We start from the raw sequence: 16,078 nt of genomic DNA, 5'->3' as shown, positions 1-16,078 counted from the left end.
TTAGAGAAAGGAAACACTTTAATTTATTCATATAACGAAATTAAAAAACCTGTCTAAGTGACATAAATGTGAAAAAATTTATTCATATCACTCAGACAAGAAATAAAATAGACGTTTATTCCAATATTTTAACTACCTAATTCATGAGCAGTGAGAATCGCAGAAAGGACTAATTCTGGGGTCACTTTAAATGGCATGTTGTGGATAGTTTCCCCTTCTGCACATGCTGCTTTCGCCACGTTGAGTAGCTTATCTTTGTCTATGTGCAGAACACCCATATCGGTTAGATTGGTTGGTAGCCCAACATTGCAGCAGAATTCGATCACTTCATTGATTTCTTCCATTGGTGCATTTTCTAAAACCAACTGAGTAATGGTACCAAACGCCACTTTTTCACCATGGTACAAATGATGGCACTCTTCTAGAAGTGTCAAACCATTATGAATCGCATGTGCAGCAGCCAAGCCAGAGCTTTCAAATCCGATTCCGGAAAGATAGGTATTGGCTTCAACAACATTTTCCAGAGCACGGCTTGAAAGGTTGTTGTCACACGCCACTTTAGCTTTCAACCCATCGCTCATCAGAATTTGGAAGCAGAGTTTTGCTAACGCTTGCGCCGCTTTTGTTGGTGCGCCGCCAGCCATAGTTCCTTTACCGGAACGCTCGTTTGCCCTTGCTTCAAAATAGGTAGAGAGTGCATCCCCCATACCAGAAACAAGTAGACGTGTCGGCGCTTGCGCTACGATCTGAGTATCCATAATCACAACGTCAGGGTTTTTGGTGTAGAAGCGATATTCGCTGAACTCGCCTTCTGGCGTATAAATTACTGACAATGCGCTGGTGGGTGCATCAGTTGACGCTATCGTCGGCACAATTACCACAGGAATACTAAGCTCCGCACCAACGGCTTTCGCAGTATCCAGTGTTTTGCCGCCACCAATACCCACCACAGCTTCAACTCGCTGATCTTTTGCAACGGCAGTTAAACGTTCAATTTCTGGCTGTGAACATTCACCACCAAAAAGTGCAAAGTACCCTTCAATATTTTGCTCACTGAAACTTACGCTCACTCTTTTTTCTACTAACTGAGTAACGAAGTTATCGGCAAGCACAATAACAGAACTCCCTAGCGGCTTAACGTACGCCCCTAAGTTATCCATCACGTTTGGTCCTTGTACGTACTTACTTGGGCAAATAATAATGTTATCCATTGTTGCTCCTTGGGGCTTTAAGACCCTAGTTTCACGTTAAACGTAATCTCAACGTCATACTTAAAGCTGCTGTTGTAAAAAATGATGCCTCACCTTTTACAACTCGCAGCTTTAAATACCTGTGCATAGGATTATATTTTGTTGGTTCTACTCATTAGCAAAACGGTGAATCCAGAACGACTTCTGTACACGTTAAAGTTGTGTCTGGCCCTCAACCTCCTTTGCTGAAGGTTTCTCCGCTTCTAAACCTTTACCAATAAAGAATTTGTAGCCTGCACCACCTACGCATGCGCCGATGATCGGAGCAATGATTGGCACCAAGAAATAAGGAATATCGCGTGCGCCAGTCATGGCAACATTTCCCCATCCTGCTAAATAAGCGAATAGTTTTGGTCCGAAATCACGTGCAGGGTTCATTGCAAATCCTGTTAATGGGGCTGTTGATGCACCGATAACTGCAACAAGAATACCGATTAATAGCGGAGCCAAAGCACCTCTAGGAACACCGTTACCATCGTCGGTCAAAGCAAGGATCAATGACATAAGTGTTGCGGTAATAATGATTTCTACAAAGGCTGCTTGGAAAACGGAAATGGCAGGATGAGGATAGGTACTAAAAATACCGGCCAAGTAGAGACTCTCTTCAGAACCACGCACCATATTGTTGGCCGTTTCATATGCGGTGAAAAGGTCTTTGTAAATTAGGTAACACATTGCAACACCAAAGAAAGCGCCCGCAGTTTGAGACAAGCTGTAAGGAATCACTTTACGTTTGTCAAAGTTCGCAAACAGCCAAAGGCCAATGGTTACCGCTGGATTCAAGTGTGCACCAGAGACGCCTGCAGTTAGATAAACGGCTAGAGAGATCCCCAAGCCCCACACAATACAAATTTCCCACAAACCATAAGACGCTCCAGCGACTTTGATAGCAGACAAACAACTTGCACCAAAAAATAAAAATAGCCCTGTTCCGAAGAACTCAGATATACATTCGTTTCGTAGGTTACTCATGACATTATGTTCCTTTTTATAGAAATAAACGCTGCCTTATATAAGGTGTTTATTTAATTAAATATAAATATAACCCCTATTCCACGAAGCCAACTTACGGTTCATGAAATGAAAAACTTCGACATAAAGTATATTTTTTTAATTTGTTACTTTTTTGCCATCAATTCACACTTTATAGGTATTTTTTAAATACCCATTAATAAAAATGCACAAAATTAGATTAAATGATGTTTATTTACAACAACTTATACAACATCACGAAAGGTAAAATATTGCTTAGATTAAATTTCAATTATTGATACGGAAGTCCCATAAATCCGTTATTTATGACTAACTTCAAATTATTTGTAACTTTGCTAAATGTCACAAAAATAAACAATAAAAAAATAGCTAAATAGCAATTTTTTACCAATAGCCTATTCCTCATGAACCCTGAAATTACTTATACCTCCATTTTTAAAGTGCAATTTTTTCACATATAGCACTAATTAGTCGCAATTAAATCCCACAAACTAAACCATTATTTTTCGTCCGACTTTTCTAATATCTCTGCGCAACATTATGAAAATACTACGAGGTATAAATATGCAACAAGAAGCACTAGGAATGGTCGAGACCCGTGGTCTAACCGCTGCAATTGAAGCTGCAGACACAATGGTCAAATCGGCAAACGTAGTCCTTGTCGGATACGAAAAAATCGGCTCTGGCTTGGTAACAGTGGTTGTTCGTGGCGATGTGGGTGCGGTTAAAGCTGCAACTGACGCAGGCGCATCTTCTGCTGCCAATGTTGGTGAAGTTGTCGCAACACACGTTATTCCTCGCCCTCATACGGACGTTGAAAAAATTCTTCCAAAAGGACTTAACGAATGAGTGACAACCCATTAGTTGAACAAATCATGAATCAGGTGATCGCTCGGGTTCAGAATGGTTCACCTGATGTCTCCTCAGCGAAAAAAAATCGAGGTGAAACAATGGATAAAAAAACATGCAGTCTTACTGAGTTTGTCGGTACTGCTATTGGCGATACCATCGGGTTAGTCATAGCAAACGTCGACACGGCTCTTTTGGATGCTATGAAACTGGAAAAACGCTACCGCTCTATCGGCATCATGGGTGCTCGTACTGGTGCTGGTCCCCACATCATGGCAGCAGACGAAGCAGTTAAAGGTACAAACACTGAAGTGGTTTGTATTGAACTTCCTCGCGACACCAAAGGCGGCGCAGGTCATGGTTCTTTAATTGTGTTTGGTGGTGATGATGTTTCTGACGTTCGTCGCGCTGTTGAAGTTGCACTTAAAGAATTGGATCGCACATTCGGTGACGTATATGCAAACGCTGCTGGTCACATCGAACTTCAATACACCGCTCGCGCAAGCTACGCACTAGAAAAAGCATTCGGCGCACCGCTAGGTAAATCTTGTGGTGTCATCGTGGGTGCTCCTGCTTCTGTAGGTGTTTTGATGGCAGATACTGCAGTGAAATCTGCAAATGTTGACGTAATCGCGTACAGCACTCCAGCAAACGGCACAAGTTTCAGTAACGAAGCCATCTTAGTAGTTTCCGGTGATTCAGGCGCAGTTCGCCAAGCAGTTATCTCTGCTCGTGAAATCGGTAAAACACTACTAGGTGCGTTGGGTGACGAGCCAACTAACGATCGTCCTTCTTACATCTAATCAAATTAACGAGGTTGGTTCATGCGTTCAAAAAGATTTGAAGCACTGGCAAAACGCCCAGTTAACCAAGATGGATTTGTAAAAGATTGGGTCGAAGAAGGCTTTATTGCAATGGAAAGCCCGAATGATCCAACGCCGTCCATAAAAATAGTCAACGGAAAGGTTGTTGAACTGGATGGTAAACCCGAATCTAAATTCGATTTAATCGATCACTATATTGCACGTTACGGTATTAACCTTGCCAATGCAGAAAAAGCAATGGCGATGGACTCCGTTAAAGTCGCGAACATGCTTTGCGATCCTAACGTTAAGCGCGCAGACATCATTCCGCTCACTACCGCAATGACACCAGCAAAAATTGTTGAAGTCATGTCGCACATGAACGTGGTAGAGATGATGATGGCCATGCAAAAAATGCGTGCTCGCCGTACTCCGTCTCAACAAGCTCACGTTACCAACGTGCGCGACAACCCTGTGCAGATCGCTGCCGATGCTGCAGAAGGTGCGTTGCGTGGTTTTGATGAACAAGAGACCACAGTAGCCGTTGCGCGTTATGCACCATTTAACGCTATTGCGCTACTTATCGGCTCTCAAGTCGGTCGCCCAGGAGTACTAACTCAGTGTTCATTGGAAGAAGCAACTGAGCTAAAACTGGGTATGTTGGGTCATACCTGTTATGCAGAAACTATCTCTGTTTACGGTACTGAACCTGTATTTACCGACGGTGATGACACGCCTTGGTCTAAAGGTTTCTTGGCATCATCTTACGCATCACGCGGCTTGAAAATGCGCTTCACTTCGGGCTCAGGTTCAGAAGTACAAATGGGTTATGCGGAAGGCAAATCCATGCTCTACCTAGAAGCTCGCTGTATCTACATCACTAAAGGTGCTGGCGTACAAGGTCTGCAAAACGGCTCAGTAAGCTGTATCGGTGTACCATCAGCGGTGCCATCAGGTATTCGTGCAGTACTTGCAGAGAACCTTATCTGTGCAGCTCTCGATCTTGAATGTGCATCCAGTAACGACCAAACATTTACGCACTCGGACATGCGTCGTACCGCACGTTTGTTGATGCAGTTCTTGCCAGGTACTGACTTCATTTCTTCTGGTTACTCTGCTGTTCCTAACTACGACAACATGTTCGCAGGTTCGAACGAAGACGCTGAAGACTTTGACGATTACAACGTTATCCAACGTGACCTTAAAGTCGATGGTGGCTTACGCCCAGTTCGCGAAGAGGAAGTCGTTGCGGTTCGTAATAAAGCAGCACGTGCAATGCAAGCTGTATTCGCCGGTCTTGGTTTCCCAGTGATCACCGATGAAGAAGTCACAGCAGCGACTTACGCTCACGGTTCGAAAGACATGCCAGAACGAAACATCGTTGAAGACTTAAAAGCAGCTCAAGAAGTGATTGAGAAGAGCTTGAGTGGTCTAGACGTAGTGAAAGCGTTAGCGAAAGGCGGTTTCGAAGATGTGGCAACTGACATGCTAAACATTCAGAAAGCGAAGATCTCAGGCGACTACTTGCACACCTCAGCCATCATCGTAGGTGACGGTCAAGTGCTATCCGCCATTAACGATGTCAACGACTACGCAGGTCCCGCTACGGGATATCGTTTACAGGGTGAACGTTGGGAAGAAATTAAGAACATTCCAAATGCCCTTGATCCTCAAGATCTTGGATAAGGAAGGCGAAAGATGGTTGATATCAATGAAACACTGTTGCGTCAGATTGTTGAAGACGTACTAAGAGAAATGGCAGGCGCTGATAAGCCAGTTTCTTTTGCTAAATCAGCTCCAGCTGGCAATGAAGACTCATTCCTACGTGAGTTAGCACCAGCCAAAAACGGTAGCAGCAAGGATGAAGTGATTATCGCAGTTGGCCCAGCATTTGGTTTAAGCCAAACAACCAACATGGTTGGCACACCGCATAAAGCAATCATTCGTGAGCTCAAAGCAGGCATCGAAGAAGAAGGTTTAAAAGCACGTGTTATTCGCTGCTTCAAATCTTCAGACGTTGCGTTTATTGCCGTTGAAGGTGACCGTTTGAGTGGTTCCGGTATTTGTATCGGTATCCAGTCAAAAGGTACTACGGTAATTCACCAAAACGGTCTTCCACCGCTTTCTAACTTAGAGCTTTTCCCACAAGCACCACTATTGACGCTAGAAACTTACCGTCAAATCGGGAAAAACGCCGCTAAGTATGCAAAAGGTGAATCGCCACAACCTGTTCCAACACTGAACGACCAAATGGCTCGTCCTAAGTACCAAGCAAAATCTGCGGTATTGCACATCAAAGAAACCAAACACGTTGTGCAAGGCAAAGGTGCTGTGGAACTTGAGGTCTTAGATTAACGAAAGGAAATGCTATGAATTCTGAATCTATCGAATCCTTAGTTCGCGACGTGTTGTACAAGATGAGCAACACAAGCGATGCGCCGGTTTCGTCAAGCACAGCTCAATCTAACAGTTCAGTGACTGTTAAAGATTATCCTCTAGCGAACAAACACCCTGACTGGGTCAAAACCAGCACAGGTAAAACACTAGACGATATCACTCTCGCGAACGTGTTAAACGGCAGCGTGAAATCAGCAGACATGCGTATCACTCCTGAAATTCTGAGAATTCAGGCAGACATCGCACGCAGTGCTGGACGTGAACGCTTGGCGATTAACTTTGAACGCGCGGCAGAACTGACTGCTGTACCTGATGATCGTGTTCTTGAGATTTACAACGCACTCCGCCCTTATCGCTCCACCAAAGAAGAGCTGATTGCAATCTCTGACGAACTCAAATCCAAATACCACGCGACGATCTGTTCGCAGTACGTTCGTGAAGCGGCTGATTTGTACGTCGAGCGTAAAAAACTCAAAGGCGATGATTAATCTGAAAGCGCATAAGAAGTTGACGTTAAAGGAGTATGGTGATGGCGTATATAGTGGGCATTGATATCGGTAACTCTACGACCGAAGTTGCATTAGCAGTTCAGCAAGCCGGGGAAACTCGCTTTGTGGCAAGTGCAATTACAGAAACAACTGGTATCAAAGGCACCAAGCGTAATTTGTTTGGTATCTATACTGCGCTGGATCTCGTGGTTAAAAAAGCCAATTTAACACGTGAAGACATTGACATAATCCGCATCAATGAAGCCACGCCCGTAATTGGTGATGTAGCGATGGAAACCATTACGGAAACCATCATTACTGAATCAACAATGATCGGACACAACCCCAAAACACCCGGTGGTTTAGGACTTGGGGTTGGCATCACCATCACCTTTAACGAATTACTGCATTGCGACAAAAGTAAGGCTTACATACTCGTCGCACCCGGCGAGCTAGATTTCGCAGACATTGCTGCCATGATCAATGCCGCAACACAAGCAGGCTACAAAATCGAAGCTGCAATTTTGCAAAAAGACGACGGCGTACTGGTCAGTAACCGCCTCAATAAAATTATTCCTATTGTCGATGAAGTGAAATACATCGACAGAATTCCGATGGGCATGCCCGCTGCTGTTGAAGTCGCCATGCCTGGACAAGTGATCTCTACCCTATCCAACCCCTACGGCATTGCAACTGTGTTCGAACTCGACGCAGACGAAACCAAAAACGTAGTGCCAGTGGCAAGAGCACTTATCGGTACTCGTTCAGCCGTTGTTGTCAAAACGCCTGAAGGTGATGTGAAAGCCCGCACGATTCCCGCGGGCCACATCACTCTTTATTCAGAAGGTAGAACAACAACCATCGACGTTGCTCAAGGCAGCGAAAAAATCATGCAAGGAGTTTCTGCCTGCAAAACATTGGACAACGTGACTGGTGAAGCTGGCAGTAACATTGGCGGTATGCTGGAAAACGTTCGCCAAACCATGGCCGAACTGACCAACAAGCCAAGTAATGAAATCTACATCCAAGACTTGTTAGCTGTAGATACTTTAGTGCCTATTAATGTCACTGGTGGTTTAGCCGGCGAGTTTTCTCTTGAGCACGCGGTCGGTATCGCCTCAATGGTGAAATCGGATCACTTGCAAATGGCACGTATCGCTGAAGAAATACACGGCACTCTAAACGTCAAAGTTCAAATAGGCGGTGCTGAAGCAGAAGCGGCTATCCTCGGTGCACTCACCACTCCCGGTACACAAACGCCGTTAGCGATTCTCGATTTAGGCGCAGGTTCGACAGACGCTTCCATCATTGACGGACAAGGCAGAATGACAGCAATACACCTAGCAGGTGCAGGTGACATGGTGACGATGATCATAGCTTCCGAGCTGGGATTAGATGATACCTACTTAGCTGAAGACATAAAAAAATACCCACTGGCTAAAGTAGAAAGCTTGTTCCATTTACGCCATGAAGACGGCACGGTGCAATTCTTTGATAAACCTTTACCAAGCGAAATTTTCGCACGCGTTGTTGTCGTAAAAGAAACCGGATTTATTCCATTAGCAGGCGAAGAATCGATTGAAAAAGTGCGCATGATTAGACGCACGGCGAAACAACGAGTCTTCGTTACTAACGCTATACGCGCGCTTCGCGCAGTCAGTCCAACAGGAAATATTCGAGATATACCTTTTGTTGTCCTTGTCGGTGGTTCTTCACTCGACTTTGAAGTTCCACAATTAGTCACAGATGCATTATCGCACTACAACCTTGTTGCTGGTCGAGGCAACGTTCGTGGAACTGAAGGTCCACGTAACGCTGTAGCGACTGGGTTGATCCTTTCCTATCACACTAGCAAAGGAGGAGCCCATGCATAGCCAATTACAAGAAGTTCCTGCCATTTGGGTTTATCTGGAACAAGTAGACAACAAACAACTTCATCAGATGCTTTGGGGAATAGAAGAAGAAGGCATTCCCTTCAAGACAACTGAAAAACAGATAACCGACATAAGAAAAGAAGCACATAACGCGGCATCACTCTCACCACTAGCGGTTGGGATTGCATGTACGCATCAGGAGATCGTGGTGCACTCGCGCAACCTCGCTCCTGAAAACCCGCTATTTCAAGTTTCACTGCACACACTCGGCGCGCAAGGCGAGCTTTACAACCAGTTACGCAATCTAGGCTGTAATGCTGCCCGCTTAGTGAAAGGTCTGCCTTTTAAACCTGTGAACGATGCAAACCAGTGAAGCTATTTAAGTTAAGAGCGCTCTAGGAGAACGAGATGAACAACATATTTAAGCATTTTGAAACCCTCTTCCCTAGCAACCAATAACGTGACATTCAAACCAAGGAGGCACGTGTGAGAAAGTCATTAGGACTATTAGAAATCAGAGGGTTAGCTAGCGCTATTTTAGTAGCAGATGCAATGGCTAAAACCGCATCTGTCACAATTGTGGGGATCGAAACCTGTAAAGGTGGCGGTTGGCAAACCATCAAGGTGGTGGGTGATGTGGCAGCGGTTCAAGCATCACTCTCTTCTGGTTGTGAACTGGCAAAACGTCACAACGCATTCGTAGCAATGAAAACGCTCTCCAGACCTGATCAAACCATTATGGATACGTGGGGCACGCCAGTAAAAAAAGCTGAGTTGAAAAAGCCAAAAACTACGCCTCCTAAAGTTGAGCAAGCCGCAGAACCTACGAATGCGCAAAAGACTGAAAGCATCGAACCTGCTTTTGAAAAAGAACCTGTTTCCAAAAACGAACCAGTTTCTGAAAACGAACCCGTTTCGGAATATGACATCGTTGTCGAAGAAGTTATTGCTGAAAATCAACCACCAGCAAGTGTAGAAGCGACTTGTAATTTATGTGGAGACCCGCTTTGTGAACGCGTGAAAGGCGAACCTCACACCAAGTGCATCCACAATACCAAGGTGAAATAACGTGAATATTGTTGAAGTTAAACAAGCAGTTTGCAACGTGTTGACCCAGATGCGAGAAAGACCGATCCCCGTGGGTATTTCTAATCGCCATTTGCATCTGTCTCAACGCGATTACGACTGCTTGTTTCCAAATCAAGCGATGTCGGTTCGCAATGAGTTAAAGCAACCTGGGCAATACGCTGCGGATCAAACCGTAACGCTCGTTGGTCCAAAGGGAAAATTGGAAAAGGTTCGTATTCTTGGCCCTGTGCGTAGCTCTACTCAGGTAGAAATATCCAAAACCGATGCTCGAACCTTAGGTATTCCTGCTCCGATCCGTTTGTCTGGTGACCTTAACGATACTCCTGGAATCAAGCTGGTCAGCGAAATGGGTGAAGTAAACCTGACTAAAGGCGTCATTGTCGCGCTAAGACATATTCACATGTCGCCTCTTGATGCTTTGTTATTTGGGGTAAAACACGGTGATTCTGTATCGGTTGCTATTGAAGGCACACCAAGAGGAACGGTGTTTGAAGAAGTATCGATTCGCGTGTCTCCAGATATGGTGTTAGAGATGCACCTCGATACTGATGAAGCCAACGCTGCGGACGCAGACAATCCGAAAGCGTTCGCCAAAATATTGAAGGTGTCATCATGATGAAACTGGATGACAAAGTTATTGCAGCCATTGTTGAACGTATCGCAATCCTACTAAGCGAGCGTGAGCATGCTGTCTACACCACTACACTTCCAGCGCTGGCTTCTCCTGTTGAACTCGGTGTTCTCGCTCGTCATGGTAAGATGATGGTCGAGTCTGTTGATGCCAATAGCATTGTGGCACTGGCTCGTTGCCAAACAGAGTCACCAGAAGTGAAACACTTACTGAAAGTCGTCAGTTTTGGTGTTGAGGTTACTTTAGTCATCCACCCTTCTCTTTGTTCAATGCTGCCTGTTAAGGCTTTGACTAACTTGCCATTTATTTGGCAAACCAAAGATGGTCAGCCCGTTGTTTTATGGGGACGTTCTGTTCTGGCTTACGGCGATGTCTGCCAACTTACCCATTCCGTCGTGGTAACCAGACCAAACACCATAGTTACAGCAATGGCAAAAGACGTAATGACCAAAAATCACATCATTTGGTCCTGCTCGGAGGACACATTATGGATTTAGCAAAAGTAGTGGGCTCAGTGGTTTCGACTCAAAAATCAGAAAGCTTAGTTGGACGCAAATTGCTGCTTGTTCAGCCAGTTGGAACAGACGGTCAGAGCCCTAAAATGCCCGGTTTTCCACCTGAAGTAGCCGTTGATTGTGTGGGCGCAGGTGACGGTGAATTTGTGCTGCTCACCAGAGGATCATCAGCCAGAGCTTGCCTGAATAACGATCGCTCCGCAGCCGATTTATGTGTGGTTGCTATCTTAGACTCTTTGTCTGTGTCGGATAAGTAAGGAGAAGTCTCGTGGGCATTTACACCAAAACCGGAGACAAAGGCACTACTTCTCTTGTAAGTGGCGTTCGCATAGCAAAAACCGACATACAAGTTGAAGCTTACGGAACCGTCGATGAACTCAATGCCAACATCAGTGTTGCTCAGAAATTGGCGACCGTTGAAAGCACAAAACAGCTGCTTGATAGCATTCAATATCAACTGTTCTATATCGGCGCTGAGCTAGCATCCCCAGATCTCAACGTTAAATCAGACAATCAGCAGCAAGTGGGTGAACAAGAGATCAAAGCGTTAGAAGACGCAATTGATGCTGCTATGGCTCAAGTGCCAGCACTGCACAGCTTTGTGTTACCGGGAAGTTCGGTTCCAGGGAGCCAAATGCATCTTGCTCGCGCAGTATCACGCCGTGCAGAAAGAAGAGTACTGGCAGTGAACGAAATCAAACCGGTTCGCCCAGAGCTAATGAAATATCTCAATCGACTCTCTGATGCACTCTATGCCTTAGCGCGACTTGAAGACCACGAGAATCAAATTAAATGCGTGATTAGCAAAGTTGCTCAGCGTTACCAAACGCTCACAGCAAACGGCGTACACCACTCTTCGGCTCAGGACAAGGCAACACAGACTGCGTTGAAACTGTTACAGCTCGCAATAGCAGAAGCCAAACAGATCGGCATTCCTATTGTTTTTGCGCTGGTCGATGCCCATGGCAACACCATTTTAAGTTATCGCATGCCACACGCTCTGTTAGTCAGCAGCGAATTGGCGCACAAAAAAGCCTATACCGCCGTGGCTCTAAAAATGGCAACTCACGAATTACATAACCTTGTTCAACCGGGTCAACCTCTGTTCCAAATCGAAGCCAGTTGCAGTGATCAACTGGTCTCTTTCGGTGGCGGCTACCCTATTTTCGCTGATGGAAAAATCATAGGCGGGATTGGTATTAGTGGCGGCTCAGTTGAAGAAGATATGCAAATAGCGCAAGCCGCATTAAAAGGACTCTAAGGAATCATTATGAATAGCACAGAACTCGAAGGAATCATTCGTACCATCCTGACTGAAAAGCTTGCCAGTGAAACAGGGAAAGTATCAAACAGTGAAGCGCCTAAAAGCATCGCTATCTTTGACGATGTCGACAGCGCAATCAAAGCGGCTAACGATGCCTATCGTCGTTACCATGAACTGCCATTGAAATGCCGTAGCGCAATCATCGCAACGCTACGCGCAGAGTTAGAAGCTGATATTCCTTATCTTGCAGAAGAAGCAGTCAAAGAGACTGGTATGGGTAATGTTGGTCATAAGATCTTAAAAAACAAACTGGCTCTGGAAAAAACACCGGGCATTGAAGATCTCAAAACCACAGCGTTGACTGGCGATGACGGTATGGTGTTGTTTGAATATTCGCCCTTTGGCGTGATTGGTTCAATCACACCAAGTACCAACCCAACGGAAACGATCATCAACAACAGTATCAGTATGCTTGCAGCGGGTAATGCGATTTACTTCAGCCCTCATCCGGGTGCGAAAAATCTTTCAATCTGGTTAATCAAACGTATTGAGAACCTAATCTATAAAACCTGCGGTGTTCATAACTTAGTCGTAACGGTTTCTACGCCAAGTTTTGAGAACACCCAGTTAATGATGCAGCACCCCGATATTGCTGTATTAGCCATTACCGGTGGACCTGCAATTGTAACCATGGGTCTAAAAAGCGGTAAGAAAACTATTGGCGCCGGAGCGGGTAACCCGCCGTGCTTAGTTGACGAAACTGCCGAGATTACTAAAGCCGCGCAGGACATCGTTTCTGGCGCTTCCCTTGATAACAACATCCCATGTATTGCAGAAAAAGCAGTTGTGGTGGTCAATCAAGTCGCTGACGAACTCATCACGCAAATGGTGGATTACGGAGCCCTTTTGATTCGCAGTGCAGAAGATGTCAAAGCGCTTAAAGCAGCCTGCATTATTGACGGTGGAATCAATAAAAAACTGATTGGTAAAAGCACCACAACCATTCTTGAAGCAGCAGGTCTGCCAGTTCCATTAAAAGAGCCAAAACTGATCATTGTCGAAACCGCAAAAGATGATCCACTTGTGGTTCATGAGCAGCTCATGCCGGTGTTGCCAATAGTTCGAGCAAAAGATTTTGAAGAAGCCTTAGCAATATCGCTCAGAGTCGAAAACGGACTGCACCACACTGCGGTCATGCATTCACAGAACGTGTCGCGCTTAAACAAAGTCGCACAGCTGATGCAAACATCGATATTTGTTAAAAACGGACCTTCTTACGCAGGTATCGGTTTCGGAGCTGAAGGGTTTAACACCTTTACGATTGCAACGCCAACGGGTGAAGGAACAACGTCTGCCAGAACCTTCTGCCGACTAAGACGTTGCACGTTAACTAACGGCTTTTCAATCCGTTGATTTTGGTGGCGAATACCATGAAACGTTTTTCTATATCAACCGCCATATTTAGTGGTGAAAACAGCCTGAAGCGCTTGAACAAATATCAAAACAAGCGCGTTTGGATTGTCTGCGATGAGTTTCTCGCTAAAGGCACGCCTATTGAGCGTGTCAAAGGGGAACTCAAAGGCAACGAAATCAGAGTCTATACCGATATTCAGCCTGACCCGAATGTGTTAACGGTTGTTTCAGGCATGAAAGACCTCATCGCATTTAAACCTGATGTAGTCATCGGTTTTGGCGGAGGATCTGCCATTGATGCGGCTAAAGCGATGGTCTTCTTTGCCACCAAATTCGATATTAAGCTTGAACGTTGCATCGCCATACCAACCACCAGCGGTACAGGCTCGGAAGTCACTAATGCAACCGTGATCACCGATGAAAACAAAGGCATTAAATACCCAATATTTGATGCCACTATCTACCCTGATGAAGCGATATTGGATCCTTCGTTTGTCGTTACTGTGCCTCCCCATATCACTGCCAATACGGGGATGGATGTACTAACACACGCCATCGAAGCTTATGTATCGACCACAGCTAATGACTTTAGCGATGCTTTAGCAGAGAAGACCATATCTTTAGTGTTTGAGTATCTACCTACCGCTTGTGTCAAAGGCAGTTGTGAGAAAACACGGGAAAAAATGCACAACGCATCGTGCATGGCAGGCATGGCATTTAGCCAGTCAGGCTTAGGAATAAACCACGCTATCGCGCATCAGTTAGGTGGTAAGTTCCACGTTGCTCATGGGTTGGCGAACGCAATTTTGTTGCCCCACGTGATTCGTTTCAACGCCAAAAACGATATTCGCGCTCGCAAACGTTACGCACGCATCGCGAAAGCGTGCCGCTTCTGTCATCCAGATGCGTCCGCTGAAGCCGCTGTGAATCAACTGATCCACAACATCGTCAGATTACAAAAAGAAGTGAAGATAGCCACTTCATTACACGTATTAAAAATTACCCGCAGAGACGTTCTCGCCCAAATGGATGCGTTAGTGGAATCCACATTACAAGATTCCACCATGACAACGACTCCGTATAAAGCGAACCCGCTGCAGGTGAAACAAATCATAGAGGCAATCCTATGACCCTAACTAATAGTATGACGGAAACGAAGGAAGCACCGTTACGTGAAATGAAATCACTATCCGCTGAAAAAATCGCGGATATTGCGCGTGAATCTGGCATCGTCGGAGCGGGAGGCGCGGGTTTTCCGACCTATGTGAAGCTGCAATCGAAAGCTGAAATATTTCTGGTCAATGCCGCTGAATGTGAACCGATGCTGAAAGTCGACCAACAGCTGATGGTGAGCCACGCCCGTGAGCTGATTCAAGGCATTCGTTATGGAATGAAAGCAACTGGAGCGAAAGAAGGCATCATTGCTCTCAAAGCTAAATACAAAAAAGCAATTTCCACACTTACCCCTCTGCTTACCGCCAACATCCGAATCCACATTCTGCCAGATGTGTACCCTGCGGGAGACGAAGTCATCACTATTTGGCTTGCTACAGGTCGACGCGTGCCACCGGCACAAATTCCGATCAGCATTGGCGTAGTAGTAAACAATGTTCAAACCCTAATTAACCTAGCCAAAGCGATTGATGAAGAGAAGCCTGTCACCCACAGAACGCTTACCATCAACGGTGCAGTAAACAAACCAATGACACTTACTGTACCTATCGGTACAAAAATGAGTGAGTTGATTGAGCTAGCTGGAGGTTGCACTGTAGACCATCCAGAGTTCATTAATGGTGGTCCAATGATGGGCAAATACATCTCTGATATCGATGCTCCTGTTACGAAAACCACAGGGGGAATTTTGGTATTTCCTAGAGAACATCTGCTTATTCAGCGTCGTCTTAAAACAGATCAACAAATCATCGCGATGGCGAAAACCGTGTGCGAGCAATGCCGCCTTTGTACCGACTTATGCCCAAGACACATCATCGGTCATGAACTATCACCGCATGAACTGGTTAAGTCGATGAGTTACAAACAGTTTGCTAAACCTTCAACCTTGCTATCGGCGCTAACCTGCTCGGAATGCAGTGTTTGTGAAAGCTACGCATGCCCTGTTGAGATTTCGCCTATGCGTATTAACCAGATCTTAAAAGGTGAACTACGCGCTCAAAAAGCAAAATACGAAGGTGAAATAGAGCCACAAGATCCGATGGCTGAACATCGTTTAGTCCCTATCGGACGTCTGGTTAAACGTCTCAATTTACTGCCTTACTACCATGAAGCACCAATGGTTGAACCTTTATGGCAACCAGAGTTTGTTTCCATCCCACTGCAACAGCATATCGGTGCTCCTTCTGTTCCTGTTGTCAGTGTTGGTGATCATGTTGAAGCCGGAGATTGTATTGCAAAAGCAGCACCTGATGCGCTCAGCGTTGCTCAGCATGCAAGTATCACAGGCACCATTACAGAAGTTGGCACCAAAGTTATCACAATGCGTCGGGGGTAATGT

At 45.4% G+C, this 16,078-nt stretch carries 17 protein-coding genes; 15 read left to right on the top strand and 2 right to left on the bottom strand.

The annotated features are described in order from the left end of the window. Window positions 1-128 precede the first annotated feature (128 nt). Window positions 129-1,211 (bottom strand): glycerol dehydrogenase, encoded by a 1,083-nt coding sequence (locus ACOSVQ_RS05755; protein WP_491981588.1) that lies wholly within the window; start codon window positions 1,209-1,211, stop codon window positions 129-131. Window positions 1,212-1,403: 192 nt separating this feature from the next. Beyond that, window positions 1,404-2,222, bottom strand: a complete 819-nt coding sequence (locus ACOSVQ_RS05750) for an MIP/aquaporin family protein (protein ID WP_102941964.1) — start codon at window positions 2,220-2,222, stop codon at window positions 1,404-1,406. A gap of 585 nt (window positions 2,223-2,807) precedes the next feature. On the opposite strand from ACOSVQ_RS05750, the gene pduA reads away from it, so the two are divergent. The 15 genes from pduA (at window position 2,808) to ACOSVQ_RS05675 (ending at window position 16,075) form a co-directional block, all read left to right on the top strand. Next, a complete protein-coding gene (pduA, locus tag ACOSVQ_RS05745) occupies window positions 2,808-3,092 on the top strand; it encodes a propanediol utilization microcompartment protein PduA (RefSeq protein ID WP_102941963.1) in 285 nt (94 codons plus the stop codon). Further along, on the top strand, window positions 3,089-3,895 hold the full coding sequence (gene pduB / locus ACOSVQ_RS05740; RefSeq protein WP_102941962.1) for a propanediol utilization microcompartment protein PduB: 807 nt from the start codon (window positions 3,089-3,091) through the stop codon (window positions 3,893-3,895). Before pduA ends, pduB begins: the two co-directional genes overlap by 4 nt. Window positions 3,896-3,916: 21 nt before the next feature. Further along, window positions 3,917-5,581, top strand: a complete 1,665-nt coding sequence (gene pduC, locus ACOSVQ_RS05735) for a propanediol dehydratase large subunit PduC (protein WP_112404360.1) — start codon at window positions 3,917-3,919, stop codon at window positions 5,579-5,581. Between the two features lie 12 nt (window positions 5,582-5,593). Further along, window positions 5,594-6,250, top strand: a complete 657-nt coding sequence (locus tag ACOSVQ_RS05730) for a propanediol/glycerol family dehydratase medium subunit (RefSeq protein ID WP_102941960.1) — start codon at window positions 5,594-5,596, stop codon at window positions 6,248-6,250. A 14-nt stretch (window positions 6,251-6,264) separates the two neighbouring features. After that, window positions 6,265-6,780 carry a propanediol dehydratase small subunit PduE gene (gene pduE, locus ACOSVQ_RS05725; protein WP_102941959.1) on the top strand — a complete coding sequence of 172 codons (516 nt, stop codon included), beginning with the start codon at window positions 6,265-6,267 and terminating at the stop codon, window positions 6,778-6,780. Between the two features lie 41 nt (window positions 6,781-6,821). After that, entirely contained in the window at window positions 6,822-8,654 is a 1,833-nt protein-coding gene (locus ACOSVQ_RS05720) for a diol dehydratase reactivase subunit alpha (RefSeq protein ID WP_491981587.1), read from the top strand. Then, window positions 8,647-9,027 carry a glycerol dehydratase reactivase beta/small subunit family protein gene (locus tag ACOSVQ_RS05715; protein WP_491981586.1) on the top strand — a complete coding sequence of 127 codons (381 nt, stop codon included), beginning with the start codon at window positions 8,647-8,649 and terminating at the stop codon, window positions 9,025-9,027. Before ACOSVQ_RS05720 ends, ACOSVQ_RS05715 begins: the two co-directional genes overlap by 8 nt. Before the next feature lie 113 nt (window positions 9,028-9,140). After that, window positions 9,141-9,722, top strand: a complete 582-nt coding sequence (locus ACOSVQ_RS05710) for a BMC domain-containing protein (RefSeq protein ID WP_392480604.1) — start codon at window positions 9,141-9,143, stop codon at window positions 9,720-9,722. Between the two features lies 1 nt (window position 9,723). Beyond that, window positions 9,724-10,359, top strand: coding sequence for a phosphate propanoyltransferase (locus ACOSVQ_RS05705; protein ID WP_392480606.1), 636 nt, complete (start codon window positions 9,724-9,726; stop codon window positions 10,357-10,359). After that, complete coding sequence (gene pduM, locus ACOSVQ_RS05700) at window positions 10,356-10,871, top strand: PduM family microcompartment protein (protein ID WP_491981585.1); 516 nt, start codon at window positions 10,356-10,358, stop codon at window positions 10,869-10,871. The genes ACOSVQ_RS05705 and pduM overlap by 4 nt, the downstream gene beginning before the upstream one ends. After that, window positions 10,862-11,146 carry a EutN/CcmL family microcompartment protein gene (locus ACOSVQ_RS05695; protein ID WP_102941954.1) on the top strand — a complete coding sequence of 95 codons (285 nt, stop codon included), beginning with the start codon at window positions 10,862-10,864 and terminating at the stop codon, window positions 11,144-11,146. The genes pduM and ACOSVQ_RS05695 overlap by 10 nt, the downstream gene beginning before the upstream one ends. A gap of 11 nt (window positions 11,147-11,157) precedes the next feature. Then, window positions 11,158-12,150, top strand: coding sequence for a cob(I)yrinic acid a,c-diamide adenosyltransferase (locus ACOSVQ_RS05690; RefSeq protein ID WP_491981584.1), 993 nt, complete (start codon window positions 11,158-11,160; stop codon window positions 12,148-12,150). 9 nt (window positions 12,151-12,159) lie between these two features. Next, window positions 12,160-13,566, top strand: coding sequence for an aldehyde dehydrogenase family protein (locus ACOSVQ_RS05685; RefSeq protein ID WP_491981583.1), 1,407 nt, complete (start codon window positions 12,160-12,162; stop codon window positions 13,564-13,566). 17 nt (window positions 13,567-13,583) lie between these two features. Continuing rightward, a complete protein-coding gene (locus ACOSVQ_RS05680) occupies window positions 13,584-14,696 on the top strand; it encodes a 1-propanol dehydrogenase PduQ (RefSeq protein WP_392480613.1) in 1,113 nt (370 codons plus the stop codon). After that, window positions 14,693-16,075 carry an RnfC family protein gene (locus ACOSVQ_RS05675; protein WP_491981582.1) on the top strand — a complete coding sequence of 461 codons (1,383 nt, stop codon included), beginning with the start codon at window positions 14,693-14,695 and terminating at the stop codon, window positions 16,073-16,075. Before ACOSVQ_RS05680 ends, ACOSVQ_RS05675 begins: the two co-directional genes overlap by 4 nt. The last annotated feature ends 3 nt before the right edge of the window (window positions 16,076-16,078 follow it).

The organism is Vibrio sp. HM8-C, from assembly GCF_058630515.1.
The sequence above is the reverse complement of the archived record's forward strand: the minus strand, read 5'-3'. Positions and strand labels throughout refer to the sequence as shown.

What these genes read in the sequence shown, in the direction of transcription:
- ACOSVQ_RS05755 (WP_491981588.1), bottom strand. Translation starts at nt 1,211, where the DNA reads ATGGATAACATTATTATTTGCCCAAGTAAGTACGTACAAGGACCAAAC.
- ACOSVQ_RS05750 (WP_102941964.1), bottom strand. Translation starts at nt 2,222, where the DNA reads ATGAGTAACCTACGAAACGAATGTATATCTGAGTTCTTCGGAACAGGG.
- pduA (WP_102941963.1), top strand. Translation starts at nt 2,808, where the DNA reads ATGCAACAAGAAGCACTAGGAATGGTCGAGACCCGTGGTCTAACCGCT.
- pduB (WP_102941962.1), top strand. Translation starts at nt 3,089, where the DNA reads ATGAGTGACAACCCATTAGTTGAACAAATCATGAATCAGGTGATCGCT.
- pduC (WP_112404360.1), top strand. Translation starts at nt 3,917, where the DNA reads ATGCGTTCAAAAAGATTTGAAGCACTGGCAAAACGCCCAGTTAACCAA.
- ACOSVQ_RS05730 (WP_102941960.1), top strand. Translation starts at nt 5,594, where the DNA reads ATGGTTGATATCAATGAAACACTGTTGCGTCAGATTGTTGAAGACGTA.
- pduE (WP_102941959.1), top strand. Translation starts at nt 6,265, where the DNA reads ATGAATTCTGAATCTATCGAATCCTTAGTTCGCGACGTGTTGTACAAG.
- ACOSVQ_RS05720 (WP_491981587.1), top strand. Translation starts at nt 6,822, where the DNA reads ATGGCGTATATAGTGGGCATTGATATCGGTAACTCTACGACCGAAGTT.
- ACOSVQ_RS05715 (WP_491981586.1), top strand. Translation starts at nt 8,647, where the DNA reads ATGCATAGCCAATTACAAGAAGTTCCTGCCATTTGGGTTTATCTGGAA.
- pduM (WP_491981585.1), top strand. Translation starts at nt 10,356, where the DNA reads ATGATGAAACTGGATGACAAAGTTATTGCAGCCATTGTTGAACGTATC.
- ACOSVQ_RS05695 (WP_102941954.1), top strand. Translation starts at nt 10,862, where the DNA reads ATGGATTTAGCAAAAGTAGTGGGCTCAGTGGTTTCGACTCAAAAATCA.
- ACOSVQ_RS05685 (WP_491981583.1), top strand. Translation starts at nt 12,160, where the DNA reads ATGAATAGCACAGAACTCGAAGGAATCATTCGTACCATCCTGACTGAA.
- ACOSVQ_RS05680 (WP_392480613.1), top strand. Translation starts at nt 13,584, where the DNA reads ATGAAACGTTTTTCTATATCAACCGCCATATTTAGTGGTGAAAACAGC.
- ACOSVQ_RS05675 (WP_491981582.1), top strand. Translation starts at nt 14,693, where the DNA reads ATGACCCTAACTAATAGTATGACGGAAACGAAGGAAGCACCGTTACGT.